Source organism: Pseudomonas gingeri, from assembly GCF_013386165.1.
Taxonomy (GTDB): domain Bacteria; phylum Pseudomonadota; class Gammaproteobacteria; order Pseudomonadales; family Pseudomonadaceae; genus Aquipseudomonas; species Aquipseudomonas gingeri_C.
Genome location: NZ_JACAOS010000003.1, coordinates 1,014,829 through 1,029,813, shown reverse-complemented (window position 1 = coordinate 1,029,813; position 14,985 = coordinate 1,014,829). Strand labels below are relative to the sequence as shown.

3 protein-coding genes are annotated in these 14,985 nt (G+C 62.0%); all 3 read left to right on the top strand.

All coding sequences use genetic code 11. The features are described from left to right. Positions 1–26: 26 nt before the first annotated feature. Positions 27–12,419 carry a filamentous haemagglutinin family protein gene (locus HX866_RS09080; protein ID WP_177139137.1) on the top strand — a complete coding sequence of 4,131 codons (12,393 nt, stop codon included), beginning with the start codon at positions 27–29 and terminating at the stop codon, positions 12,417–12,419. A 252-nt stretch (positions 12,420–12,671) separates the two neighbouring features. Continuing rightward, on the top strand, positions 12,672–13,274 hold the full coding sequence (locus tag HX866_RS09075) for a transposase (RefSeq protein ID WP_177097987.1): 603 nt from the start codon (positions 12,672–12,674) through the stop codon (positions 13,272–13,274). A gap of 73 nt (positions 13,275–13,347) precedes the next feature. Next, a complete protein-coding gene (locus HX866_RS09070) occupies positions 13,348–14,964 on the top strand; it encodes a ShlB/FhaC/HecB family hemolysin secretion/activation protein (protein WP_177139135.1) in 1,617 nt (538 codons plus the stop codon). The last annotated feature ends 21 nt before the right edge of the window (positions 14,965–14,985 follow it).

Here is a 14,985-nt window from a genome sequence, read left to right as displayed (position 1 = left end):
GTGCAACAGATCAAGGAAGGGTAGTGATGCTCCGCTGCAAACCTCCGGCAAGACTCAATGCTCAAGCGCGTCATGGCGAATCGTCGATCTGGGTGCTCAAGCCCGTGGCACAGGCGATTGCCCTGTTGCTGATGGCCGGCAGCGCCCAGGCGCAGACCGCATTCAGTGCCGGCTGGTTTGCCGACAAGGGGGCTGCCCAGGCGGCGAGCGCAGGTCAGCCGAGTGTGCAGTTGCCGGGCATGCCGCCGCCGCTGGCCCAACAGCAGCAGGCCAATCAGCAGTTGCAGCGCTCACTGGCCAACTTCAACAACAGCGTCGCCGCGATTGCCGCGCAGCAGGCGATGCAGGCGGCCGGATGTCAGGTGGCGTTCAGCTTGCCAGCAACGGTGCCGGATGGTCTGGGCGAGGGCGGCCTGAAGGTCGACACCGGCCTGACCCAGGGCTGGCTCAATGCCAAGGCCCCCACGCAGACCCAGGCGGGCGGCAAGACCACCGTCAACATCACCCAGACCGCCGACAAGGCCATCCTCAATTGGGAAACCTTCAACGTCGGGCGCAATACCACCGTCGCGTTCGACCAGCAGTCGAGCTGGGCCGTGCTCAACCGTATCAACGATCCCCTGGCGCAGCCGAGCCAGATCCAGGGGCAGATCACCGGCAATGGCACGGTCATGCTGGTCAACCGCAACGGCGTGATCTTCAGCGGCACCAGCCAGGTCAATGTGCGCAATCTGGTGGCGGCCGCCGCCACCATCAGTGATACCCAGTTCAATAACGGTGGCCTGTATGTGGACAGCACCGGCACGCAACCGACCTTCACCGACGCCGTAGGGCAGATCGAAGTCCAGCGCGGTGCCTTGATCCAGACCTTGAACCCTGCCACATCGACCGATTCTGGCGGTTATGCCTTGTTGCTGGGCAGCGAAGTGCACAACGATGGCAGCCTGGTGACGCCGGGCGGCCAGGTTACGCTGGCGGCGGGTGACAACTTCTATATCCGTCGCGGCCAGTCCACCACCGGCAACCCACGCTCGACCACCCGTGGCAATGAAGTGGTCAGCACCCTGAACAGTGGCAGCAGTGCCGGTACCGTGATCAACAGCGGGTTGCTTACGGCGTCCACTGGCGATATCACCCTGACTGGCCACCAGATTTTGCAAAACGGCGTGATCGCCAGTAGCACCTCGACCACCACCCGGGGCACGGTGCACCTGCTCAACTCGGCGGGCGACAGCACCGGCAGCATCACCCTGGGCGCCGGCAGCACGACTGCGATCCTCCTCGATGGTAGCAATGCGACCGGTCTGGACAGTCAGCGTGATGCTGCCCTGGCCGCACTCAACGGCCTTCCCGGCAATCTGATCACCGGCAAGTTCGATAACCTCAGCACTGTGGTCGACCGCATCGAGCAGTCGCGGGTCGAGATCGTCAGCGGCGGGACCGTGGACTTTCAGAACGGTTCGCTGACCCTGGCCACTGGCGGCCAGGTCGCGGTCAGCGCCGGACAACGCAGCCTGGTGCGCGATGGCTCGGTCATCGACGTGTCCGGCGCGGTCGGGGTCAAGGTGGCGATGGAGGCCAACTCGATCAAGGTCAACGTACAGGGTAACGAACTGCGGGATGCGTCGGGCAACCGTGACGCCGGCAAACTGAGCAGCAATGATGTCTGGGTCGATGCCCGTGACCTGGTCTACGTGCCGGCCGGCACTGACGGTTACCCCACGGCGCGCTGGTACACCGCCGGTGGTTTGTTGGAAGTCAGCGGTTATCTGGGCACGCAAGGACATGGCATTGGCGAATGGATGGCCCAGGGCGGTACCCTGACCTTTACCGGCAGGGACGTGGTCACCCAGCAGGGCGCCCAGATCAATCTCTCCGGCGGTACGCTGGATGTGCAGAGCGGCTATATCCAGCAGACCTGGCTGACCGGCTCCGACGGCCGCCTGTATGATTTGTCCAGCGCGCCGGGTGACCTGATCTACACCGGTGTCTACAAAGGTTTCGCCGACACCAGCCAACGCTGGGGTCAGACCGATTACTACTACAACCCATTGATCGCTCCGCGCTCGCGTTACGAGTTGGGTTACACCGTCGGGCGCGATGCCGGCAGCCTGGTGATCTCGACCAGCAGTGCAGTGCTTGAAGGCCAGGTGATCGGTGACGTGTATCGTGGGACGCAGCAAAACCAGGCCGCCAACCCGAACCTCGATGGCTATCAGCAATCCCAGACGGCTGTCGCGCGTCGGGCACAATTGATCGCGGGGACCTATACCCCGATCTACGATCCGATCGCGGGCGTGGTCAATTTCAACCTCGCGGCTAACCTGAATCAGGTCAGTTTCGTGGCCAACCCGGCCCCTGTTGCGGCGAGCGTCGACCTTGACTCGGCGATACCCCCGGGCCGGCAGGGCACCCTGGTGCTGGACAGCAATCTGCTGGACGGATTCCAGTTGGGCGCGATCAAGGTCGCTGCCAAGCAACAGATCGAAGTCGACAATAACCTGAGCGTCGCCAACGGTGGAGCAATCACGCTGTATGGCCCGCAGGTCACGGTGAATGCCGACTTGACGGCCCGTGGCGGCTCGTTGCAGTTGGGCAACGTGTTGAATCAGATTGATCCAAACCAGTCATTCAAACTGCAGGATACGTTGATCACACCACCCAGCGGTTCGCTGGCCAGTATCACCGTGGGCTCGGGTGTAACACTCAATACCTCGGGGCTGTGGACCAACCAACTGCTGAATTCGAGCGATAACCAGAATCTGCCTTATGTTAACGGCGGCCTGGTTTCCCTGCGCAGCAGCGGTGACCTGACTCTGCAAGCGGGTAGCCTGATTGATGTCTCGTCAGGCGCGGCGCTGCTGGCCAGTGGCAAGCCCCTCGGTGGCAAGGGCGGCAATCTGACCCTGGCGGCCAATGCCGGCGGGTTTGGTGTGGGGGGTGTGTTGAACCTGGATGGTGAGATCCGGGCGATAGGTGTCAACGGTGGCGGTACCTTGACCTTGCAGAGCAGCCAGGTGCTGATCGGCACGCCGGCGATCCCGGTAGCCGGCGCCATCGAGTTGGGTGGCGACTTCTTCAACCAAGGCTTCTCGGCCTATGACATCACCGGTAATGAGGGACTGATCGTCGCCGACGGGGCCCAGGTGAATGTCAGCCAGCCGGTCTATCGCCTGGGTGCCGATGCCAATAGCCTCGCCTCGGGTAGCGACCCGGCGCAGGTACTGGAGGTCTGGACGCCGGACCTGTATCAGGAAGATCCGCTCAAGGGTGTGCTGACTCAACGGCGCGGTGCGGGTTTGAGCTTGAAGGCTGGTACCCCTAATGTCACCGACGCGCAGCGGGCGACCACGGCCTTGCTCGTTGGCTCCGGCGCGGTCATCAGTGTTGATCCTGGCCAGTCGATCAACCTGGGTAGTGTCGGTCAGTTGACGTTGAACGGCACCCTGAATGCCTGGGGTGGGGCGGTGAGTCTCAACACCATCGGTGCCGTGGACGCCGCACAGCCGGTAAACGGTACGGGTAACAGCCGCTCCATCCTGCTGGGCGATGACGCCGTGATCGACGTCGCGGCGAGGGCTGTGACCGCAGTGGATATGCGCGGCCAGATCTACGGCCAGGTGGCCAACGGCGGTTCCATTGTTATCGGCGGTGGAGCAATCAATGCGGCAGCCGGTACGGCGACGGCGGCTGATCTGTTTATCGTGGTCAGCAAGGGCGCGCTCCTGGATGCCTCCGGCACGCAGGCCGGTCTGGATATTGCCGGCCAGGGCCGTACGCAGGTGGCCAGCAATGGTGGCAGCATTTCCCTGGGGTCCAATAATGGCCTCTATCTGCTGGGTAGTTTCAACGCCCGTGCCGGTGGCGAGGGGGCGGCGGGCGGCAGTCTGTCAGTGGTACTGCAGACGCCGCTCTACTCGAGGCAAGGGGACACGCCAGCGACTGACCGCGTGATGCAGAGTCGTGAGATGGTGCTGGTGCAAACAGCCGACTCCAGTCCTGCTCCGGATCTGAATGCCTTGGTCTATGGCCATGGTCAATTGGCTGCCGATCAGGTACAGGCGGGTGGTTTCGGCAATCTGGCGGTCTACAGCAATGGTTTCTTGTCGTTCAATGGCAACCTGAATCTCAGTCTGAGCCAGAGCCTGCAGCTTTATGCCGGTGCCTTCACCCTGGCGCAAAACGTACCGGATACCCTCCATGTCAATATTTCAGCGCCCTCCCTGCTGCTGGGTGGTGTCAAGCCTCCGCTTCTAACCAATTTGACCAATGTCTCTCCTGTCTCGACAGGGGCTCCCGCCAGTTCGATATTGCCGAGCCAGGCTGAATTCTCCGCCGAAGGGGCGGTGATCGATCTGCGTAACAATGTGGTGTTCGGCTCCAAAGGCTCCTTTACCGATATCAGCGGAAACCAGGTACTGGTCGAACGACGTGGTTTCGACCAGGTGAATCTGACCAGTCAGGGCGATTTGCGCTTTCTGGCAGGTATCCCCGCAGATGCAGGCATTCCAACCACTCAACTGCTTACATCGGGTGACCTGCATCTGAATGCCGCACAGTTATTCCCTGAAACGGGCAACGGTGCTGTGATCACTGCGGGAGCGGGCGATACGCTGGGGGTGCGCACCCTGACCATTGGTCGTACCACCGGGGATACTCCCGAAATGCCGTATTCGGCGTTTGGCAGCCTGACCTTGCTGGCCCCGAATATTGAGCAGGGTGGTGTGGTGCGCTCACCACTGGGGTTCATTCAATTAGGCGATAGCACGACCCATCATGTGGACCTGCTTCCCGGCAGCCTCACTTCCGTCAGTGGCAATGGCCTGATAATGCCCTATGGTGGGACCTCGGATGGACAATCCTATCTGTACAATGGCCAGGCGGTAACCTTATATGGCCAGACCGGTTTGAATAACGGTCGCGGAATCGGCGTGGTCATGGGCGGTCAATCGGTTGTCGTGGAGGCCGGCGCTACCCTGGACCTTTCCGGTGGCGGCGATCTGCTGGGTGCCGGATTTATCTCCGGTCGCGGGGGCTCCACCGATGCACGTTACAACCCGCTGGTGCAGGTCAATGCCAATGGCACCTTCACCTTGCCAGGCCTGTCGACCAACCCGGTGTATGCCATCGTGCCAGGGGTACAACCCGTATATGCGCCGTCGGCCGGCAAATCCGGTGCCCAGGATCCGGTCATCGGCCAGCAGATCACCATTGGCGCCGGAGTCCCTGGGCTGGCGCCGGGCACCTATACGCTGATGCCTTCCACTTATGCCCTCATGCCCGGGGCCTTCCGGGTTGAATTGAACGGCCTGGCTGGGCAGGGTACGGGAGTCGGGGCCTTGCGCATGCGCAATGGTTCCTGGAGCACCTCAGGACAACTATCGATCGCCAATACCGGTATTCGCAACAATGTGGCCAGCCAGATCATCTTGACGTCGGCCAGCGTATTGCGCAGTTATTCGCAATACAACGAAACCAGCTACAGCCAATTTGCTATCGCTGATGCCGCCAGATTGGGCGTACCACGTCCGATGATTGAGGCTGATGCGAAAAGCCTGCAACTGAACCTCGTGCAAGGCGCGAGCGGCAGCGCCTTTTCGTTCAACGGCACCGGTCTCTTCACCGCTGCTGAAAATGGCCATTCCGGTACGGTTGGTGTGATCAGTGCGGGAGCACTACAGGTGGTCTCCGCCGATGGTGCGCTTCTGGCGCCGTTCAACGGGGTGACGGTAGATGATCGCAGCCTGAATGCCTTGGGGGCAGCCAGCCTGATGATCGGTGCCATGCCGGCGATCAGTTATGGACAGAGCGGTAACTATATCGGTTTGGGTTTCAACCTCAGCAGCAGCGTGGTGCTGCGCAGTGGCGCGAAACTGGTGGCGCCGGAGGTACTCCTGGTGTCCAACGGTGGGGCGATCACTGTCGAGCAAGGTGCCTCGATCAATACTCTCGGAATGGGCCCCACTGCCTATGACGCGAGCCAGGGGTATATCTACAACCTGATGACCCCGATCGGTCAACCTGCTCGCTACAACTTTCTCGGGATCTCCAATGGCTTGCTTCAGGTCCTGGCTCCTTCATTGCCAGGTGCCGCGGGCATCCATATCGGCGTCTGCAGTTCAGCACCTTGTACAGGGCAAACCTCGCTGTATTCCTCCGGTTCCATCGTCGTGGGCACGGGCAACGACTTCGTTCTGGCAGATAGCGTGCGTTACGGCACGCGCCACCTGACTCTGGCCCTTAGTGCTATCAATCTCGGCAGTGACCAGGCCCTGGCTGATGCCGCCAGCCGCAACCTGTTGCCAGCTGGGCTAACTTTGAACCAGAGCGTGCTGACGCGCCTGCTCCAGGGTGATACCCAGTTGGGTGCCCCCGCCTTGGAAACCCTGGAGTTGTCCGCCCATGACGCCTTGAATGTATATGGCAGCGCGACCCTGGACACTTATGACCCGTTGACCGGCAAATCCTTGCTCAACAACCTGATCCTCAGTACTCCGGCCATCTATGGTGCCGGTGGTGCCAGCGATGTGGCGACCATCCATACCGCCGACCTGATCTGGAACGGCGCGGCCAACCCGGCTGGAAACGTGGTTGCAGGCGGAGCGGGTACCGGCAGCGGCAGGCTGAACCTGCAGACCGAAACCCTGGAGTTCGGTTATGGGCCCTATACCCAGCCCAACTCGGTTACCAGTCTGGACCGTTTGCTCCTGGGCTTTTCCGAGGTTGATATCAGTGCCAGCCAGCGCGTGACCGCCAACCACAAGGGCAGCTTGTCGGTGTACCAGAGCCAGGGCGCCTATCAGGCCGGCTCGGGCTTTGCCTACAGCGGCGGCAACCTGAATATTTCCGCGCCCCTGCTGACCGGGGAAGCCGGTGCGGTAAACAACATCACCGTGGGTGGTGCGCTCAATATCACTGCCTTGCCGGGTATGCAGACCCGCACTGGCGGCGAGGGCGCAAAACTTTCGTTGACCGCCAACAGCCTGACCCTGGACACCGCCGTGGTCTTGTCCAGCGGCCAGTTGAACCTGAACGCCACCCAGGACCTGACGCTGGGTAACGGTGCGCAGATCGACATGTCTGGTCGGGCGATCCCATTCAACGATGTGACGCAATACAGCTGGGGTGGCGATGTCACCCTGAAAAGCGCTACGGGCAATATTTACCAGGCCGCCGGTTCGCGTATCGACCTGTCGGCGCAGAACAACCGCGCCGGCCAACTCACCGCCCAAGCGGTGGACCCGACTGCGGGGTTGGTGGATCTGCAGGGCAGCATCCTGGGCAGCAGCAGTGGCTACTACGATGCCGGTGGCACCTACTTGCCTTATCCAGGCGGTTTTGTCGATATCCAGGCCCAGCGCCTGGGGGGCGTCGGCAGCGAAGACGCCGCATTCGCCGCTCTCAACCAGCGCCTGAATGCCGGGCAGGTCTACGGCGCCCGTAGCTTCCAGCTCAAACAGGGCAACCTGACCATCGGCAATGACCTCAAGGCCAATGCCATTGTGGTGTCAGTGGACAACGGTAGCCTGCTGATCAACGGCAAGGTCGATGCCAGCGGTGTCCAGGTGGGCAATATCAACCTGTCTGCCAGCCAGGGCCTGACCTTGGCCGGCAGTGCGGTGCTTGACGCCCATGGCAGCGGTTTGCAGGTCGACAGCCGGGGCCAGATCATCGACTCACCCAACCGGGCAATAGTCGAGCTGAATTCCGGCCAGGGCCTGTTGACCCTGGCCAGCGGGGCGGCCATCGATCTGCGGGCCGGCACCGCCGTGGCCATGGGCAGCGCGCCGGGCCAGAACGATGGCCGCGTGCGCGGTACCCTGGAACTCGACGCACCACGCCTGGGCGGGGTTTCGGCTGGCGATATCGCCATCGATGCGAGCGGCAGTCTGGCGATCAGCGGGGCACGCTCCATCGCCGTCAATGGTACTTGGCAGTACAGCGATGCGCCGTTGGGTACCGACCCGGCGGCCAGCGGCCGACCTTATCAGGTGATCACCCAAGCCTATCTGGAGGGTATCGACCAGCAAAGTCGTGCGTTTATCGATGCGGCGCTGGGCAATAACAATCTGCTGCAGAACAAGCTCGCCGGTCTGAATAACGCCACTTATGGCGATGTACTGCACTTGCGTCCGGCCGTGGAAATCGTCAGTGCCACGCCAAACGGCGACCTGGTGGTCCAGGGCGATATCGACCTGTCCGGTTATCGTTATGCCAGCCTGAATCCCCACACCCAGCAAACCGGTGTGCAGGGAGACGGCTCCGGCGAAGTGGGCAAGCTGGCCCTGCGTGCCGGCGGCGACCTGAATATCTACGGCAGTATCACCGACGGCTTTGCTCCTCCACCCCTGACTGATGACGACACCGGCTGGCTGTTGTTGTCCGGGATTGATTTCACCGGGGGTAATATCATCGTGCCAGGGGCCGGAGTGACCCTGGCCAGCGGCACCCGTTTCCCGGCGGGCTCAACCCTGAATTACGATGTGCCGCTCAGCGCCATGACCCTCGCGGCGGGCACACGCCTGCCTACCGGCGTGATCCTGGACCAGACGCTGGTGCTACCCGCGGGCACCGTGCTGGCTGCCGCCGTGCGTGACAGCACCGGTACCCTACTGTTTGCCGCCGGCACCTTGCTGACCCAGGCCCAGAGCCTACCGCCGGGCACGCAACTGGATGCCGGTACCCTGTTGGGCGCCGATACCGCTCTTCGCGCCCTCACCTGGCCCAAGGGTGTGGCGTTGCCAAGCATCGCCGGCGGCACCCTGGCGTCGACCAATGTTCTGACGCTCAATAGCGACCTGGCCCTGGCCAGGGGGGCCTTGATTCCATCGGGGACCAATGTGCTGTTGCCAGGCGGGGTGGATTCGGTTGAACTGCGCCCCGAAGTCGCCGGACGCCAAGGTGAGCTCTGGGGCATCGCCCCGATGCTTGCCGAGGGTTCCCAATCCTGGTCATTGCGTCTGGTGGCCGGTGCGGATACCACGGCGGCTGACAACCGTGTGGTGCAGGTCAATCCTGTGCATGGCGATATCCACCTTGCCGACAGCCATTATGGGATGTACGGCGTTGGGGCTCCGGTGTACACCTTGCAGGGGGCTATTGATTTGATGGGTGACCCCAGTTTGGAGGGGCAACCTATTGACCTCGTCGCGTTGGGTTGGCCATCGCTTTGTAGTGATATCCCCGAGTACTGTGCAATTATTCCAGGCTCGGCCTACGACCTTAAGGCAGGTAGTACACGCTTCAGCGTCATACGCACGGGAGCTGCTGACCTTGAACTGATATCTGGCGGCAACCTGAGTATGGATTCGTTGTTTGGCGTCTATACCGCAGGTACGTCTTCCCGCCCGACGTCGGCCAATGACCCCTATAACCAATCCCGAGCGTTGGGTAGCAACGGTACCGTGCTCACTGCCTTGTTCGGTGGTGATGAGAGTCTGGTAAACGGTGGCGCCGACAGCGTGTATCGCGCCTGGTATCCCGAGGGTGGCGGCAACCTGACACTCAAGGTGGGGGGCGATCTGAGCGGGAATATTGTCTTGCCCACGGCTAACGGGATTTCCAAACCCAACGGCGATACCGATCACGACTCGGCCAATGTCGCTAACTGGCTCTGGCGCCAGGGTAACGGCACTGTCAATACGGGAACCTCAGCGCAGCCGACGGCCTGGTGGATCAATTTCGGCACCTATGCCGCATCGATGACATCCGGTGTGGACCAGATGGTCGGCTTTACCGGGTTTGGCACCCTGGGCGGTGGTAACCTGAACGTTCAGGTCGCCGGGAATGCGGGTGTATTGACAGGTCTGGCCGGGAATGCGATCGGCGCCGACAGTGTCGATCCGCATACCCAGGGTCTGGTACTGGCCGTCGGCAGCACGGGGCGGGTCGCAGCCGATGGCAGTGTTCAGGTGACCGGGGGCGGCAACCTGACCTTGCGGGTCGGTGGCGATCTGAACCCGGCGGCGACAGCTGCCAGGGATGATCAAAACGGCGTGATCACCAACCTTCGCGGTCACGTCGAACTGGACAGCACCAGCATTGGCGCACTGAACCTCTTGTATGGCAGCGGGGCGCAACAGCAGGCGCCAGGAGAAACCCGTGGCTACACAGCCTTCACTTCAACGCGCAGCACTGCGGAAGGGGGGCTGACGCTGATACCTGGAGACTCGACCTTTAACCTGTCGACGTTAGGGGATCTGGTAGTGCAGACAGTCGGCAACCCTGGGCGCGCGACGGCGATGGGCGCATCACCGTACCTGGCCAGCGACGGTAGCCATGGTTATGGCCTGAGCTGGTTCTCGCTGTGGACCGACCATACGGCCATCAACCTGTTTTCGGCTGGTGGTAACCTGACGCCGCTGTCCTACGACGGCCAACAGTCCGATAATGCCGTGGTTTATCCTTCCATCCTGAATGCCATTGCCGCTAACGGTAGCCTTTATTACGGAGATGCTGCCTATACCAATCCGACCGCAAGCATTGCTGCCGCGCTAACTTTGGTGCCTTCGAACAAAGGGCAATTGCAGCTTCTGGCCGCTAATTCGATCTATGGCGGCAATCTGACCATCAGCCAATCCAGCGCGAACCCCGATGCGCTGGCCACGCCTGAGCATCCTGCTTTCATTGCCCAATTGCCCAGTGGCGTTCTTATTGGCGGCAGTAGCAATCTATCGACAGATGGCAACATAGTCTTGGGCAGCACCAGACCCTTGTTCGCATTCGGCCCCGATAGCGCTTCCGGACAATGGAACGCAGACGCCGAGCCTGCACGCTTCTATGCCCTGAGCGGGGACCTGATCGGGGTAAGAAGTGGTCGGACCGTTACCTATACCAATCCGGTCGACTCTCGTAACGGTCAAACCTGGTATGAAGGTGGCGGGCCTGTCTGGATGCAGGCGGGGCGAGATATTGTCAGCAGTGGTACTTCACCTGCCGGGGAAAAACAAACTCCGTTCAACGGTGACTACACTACCGTAGGCAACCTCTTCATCCAGAACAATCCCACCGATATCTCCCTGGTCTCGGCCGGTCGCGACATCCTCTACAGCAACTTCAATGTCGCCGGTCCCGGCACCCTGGTGGTCAGCGCCGGTCGCAATCTCCTGATGGAGGACAAGACCAGCATCACCAGCCTCGGCGCCGTGGTACCCGGTGATTCACGTCCGGGTGCGAGCATTGTCATGCAGGCGGGTGTCGGGCCAAACGGGCCGAACTACCAGGCCTTTATCGCTCCCTACCTGGACCCGGCGAACCAGGCCGACGCCGGAACGCCGCTGGCCAGCCAACCCGGCAAGGTGGCCAAGACCTACGACACGGAACTGGTCACCTGGCTTACCGAGCGCTACGGCTTCACCGGCAGCGTCGACGAGGCGCGGGCCTATTACGCGGCGTTACCGACCCAGCAGCAGGACATCTTCGCCCGTACCGTCTACTTCGCCGAACTCAAGGCCGCTGGCCGCGAGTACAACCAGGTCGGCGGTGTCCGCCAGGGCAGCTACCTGCGCGGCCGTGACGCGATTGCCGCGTTGTTCCCGGAGAAGGACGTCGCCGGCAATCCGATCCTCTACAACGGCGCCATCACCCTCTACGGCCCGTCGGGCGTGCACACCAACTTCGGCGGCGATATCCAGATGCTGGCCCCCGGTGGCGGCCTGGTATTCGGCATCGAAGGCAACGCGCCGCCATCCTCGGCGGGGATCATCACCCAGGGCCAGGGTGATATCCAACTCTTCGCCCAGGACAGCATCCTGCTCGGTCAGAGCCGGGTCATGACCACCTTCGGCGGTTCGATCACCGCTTGGTCGGCCAACGGTGATATCAACGCCGGACGCGGTTCCAAGACCACCGTGGTCTACACGCCGCCCAAGCGGGTCTACGACACCTGGGGCAATGTCACGCTGTCACCGTCGGTGCCGAGCACCGGGGCCGGTATCGCCACCCTGAACCCGATTCCCGAGGTCCTGCCCGGCGACATCGACCTGATTGCACCGCAGGGCACCATCGATGCGGGGGAGGCGGGGATCAGGGTCTCGGGCAACGTCAACATCGCCGCCCTGCAAGTGGTGAACGCCGCAAACATCCAGGTACAGGGCAAGGCTTCGGGGGTGCCGGTGGTGGCATCGGTCAATACCGGGGCGATCACCTCGGCCAGCGCTGCGGCCACTTCCGCCGCCCAGGCAGCCGACAACGTCGCGCGTCAGCAGCAGGCCAGTGCACGGCAGAACCAGCCGTCGGTATTCAGCGTGCAGGTCCTGAGCTTTGGCCAGGAACGTCTGGAACCTTCTCGTGATGGTGCCAGTCGCGGCACGCCGAGTTACAACCCTGACAGCCCGGTGCAAGTGCTGGGCGCCGGGACGTTGAGCGAGCAGGCGCGGGCCCGGCTGACCGAAGAGGAGCGGGGCAATCTGACCTTGTAATCACTTTGTGTTTCTCCTCTGGGGCGGCCTTTATGGCCGCCTTTTTTTCGCCTGGGAGGCCGTCATCGCGAGCAAGCTCGCTCCTACAGGAGGGGAGTACACCCCTTATTCCCAGCTGCGGAATGAAGCTTTTGTGACAAAAGTTCGGTAGCACAAGGCCAGTCCCGTCATGGATATGTGAAGCGGTCAAGGGCACGCAAGGGGACATGTCCCCAGGCCCATGGCAACGCCGGTAGAGAGACGAGGAGAACTATGGAACGTTACTCGAAAGTGGGCATGCAGGAACTGGATCAGCGTTTGTCGAAGATCGTCGAGGCGGCCCGCAAGAAGCCTGTCTCGGTCTATCGCTACGGTGCGCCCTGGGTCTGGATTGTGTCCCAGGACGATTGGCAGGGCGCCTTGAAGGAGGTCTCCAGCTATATCCCGCCCGGTCATTCCCTGGTGTTGTTGCGCCCGCAGATCGATGACCTGCTCGACGACGATCGCGAGTTCCAACGCTCGTTGAATGCCGATTCCGGCATGCAGATCGCCCCCCAGACCGTCATGCACATTCTCCTGCTGCAGTTGCTCTATTCGGTACCCAGCGAGCAGCAACTCTACGAGCAGCTCAATTACAACCTGCTGTTCCGCTGGTTCGTCGGTCTGGACCTGAACCAGAAGGTCTGGAACTTCAGTGTGCTGAGCAAGGACATCGCCACGCTGCTGGACAACCCGCAGGCGGTGCTGCTGATCCAGAAAATCATCGGTGAAGTGTTCTGCGGCGCCTTGCTGCAGATGCCGGAGTTCTCCCTGAACTTCGCCCAGCTGCATACCTGGCTGGCCCGGCACCCGTCGATATCGACCGTAAATAACTGAGGTGTCCGGGGTATTGATCCGGGCCCATAGGGCCTCGACCGCGTTCGAGGCCATTTTGAATCAAGGGGGCGGTGTGGAGCATTTGTTCTTCAAAAGAGCACGACCGAGGCTGGCCGGGCACTGGCTGCCGCTGTGCGGCGGGCTGGTCCTGGCAGTGCTGGGGCGTCCATTGCTGGCCGATGAGGCGCCGGCCAAGGCCAAGCTGGTCGATGTCAATGAATACGTGGTGCGCGGCAACACCGTGCTGCAGGCGCGGGATATCGAAGAAGCGGTGTATCCATTTCTCGGCCCGCAAAAGGCCCTGAGCGATATCGAAGGGGCCCGTGATGCCCTGCAGAAAAGCTACCAGGCCAAGGGTTACCAGTCGGTGTACGTCGAGTTGCCGGAACAGAAGGTCGAGGACGGCATTGTCTACCTGCAGATCAGCGAAACCAAGGTCGGCCGGGTCCGTGTGGTCGGTGCCCAGCACTATTCGCCGGTGGAGATCCGTGACGATGTCCCGGCCCTGAAGGAGGGCGACGTGCCCAACTTCGCCCAGGTTCAGAGTGAACTGGCGGCGCTGAACAAGAGCCCAGGCCGGCAGGTCATGCCGCTGGTCCGCGAAGGCCAGCGCCCGGGGACCATGGACGTCGACCTGCAAGTCGACGACAAGAATCCCTGGCACGCCAGCGTCGGCCTGAACAACGACCACAGTGCCGACACCAAAGATCTGCGCATGGTGACCTCGGTTGGCTACGACAACCTCTGGCAACTGGGCCACAGCATCTCCCTGACCTATTTCACCGCGCCCGAGGACCAGAGCAACGCCAAGGTCTGGTCCGGTTCCTATAGCGCGCCGCTGAACCAGCGCTGGGCCGTGCAGTTTTCCGGTTATCAGTCCGACAGCAACGTCGCCACCATCGGCGGCAGCAACGTGCTGGGCAAGGGCCATTCCTATGGTGTCTCGGCGATCTACACCGTGCCGGGGGGCAGCGTCTGGTCCAACTCGCTGTCCCTGGGAGTGGACTTCAAGGACTTCGAAGAGCAGCTCAAGTTCGGTGGCAGCAGCGACACCGTACCGCTCAAGTACGCGCCGCTGACCTTCGGCTACAACGGCTATCGCTACACCGAAAAATCCCAGTTGGGCCTGGGGCTGAGCCTGGTGGTCGGGACCCGGGCCTTCTTCGGCTATGGCAGCAACGACCAGGACTTCGACAACAAGCGGTACCGCGCCAGCCCCAGTTTCGCCGCGCTCAGGGGTGACCTGAGTTACACCCAGGACATTTTCGGTGAGTGGCAGAGCGCGACGAAGACCTCGTTCCAACTGGCCTCCGGCCCACTGATTTCCAACGAACAGATGTCCGCCGGCGGCGCCACCTCGGTGCGCGGCTATCTGGCCGCCGAGGTCACCGGCGATCAAGGCGTGGTGTTTTCCCAGGAGCTGCGCACGCCGTCCCTGGCCAAGTACCTGGGCAGCTATGTCCAGGAGTGGCGTTTGTATGCCTTCGCCGAGGGCGCCCAGCTTTACCTGCGCGAGCCGCTGCCTGAGCAGAAGGCCGACTACAGCCTGGCCAGTGTCGGTCTTGGCACTCGGGCCAGCTTGAGCAAATGGCTGTCCGGCAGCCTCGATTGGGGATACCCGCTGGTCAATGGACCGAACACGCAGAAGCAGGACTCGCGTTTGCACTTCAGCCTGCAAGCGACTTTCTGAACCTTATTACGGAGCAATTTT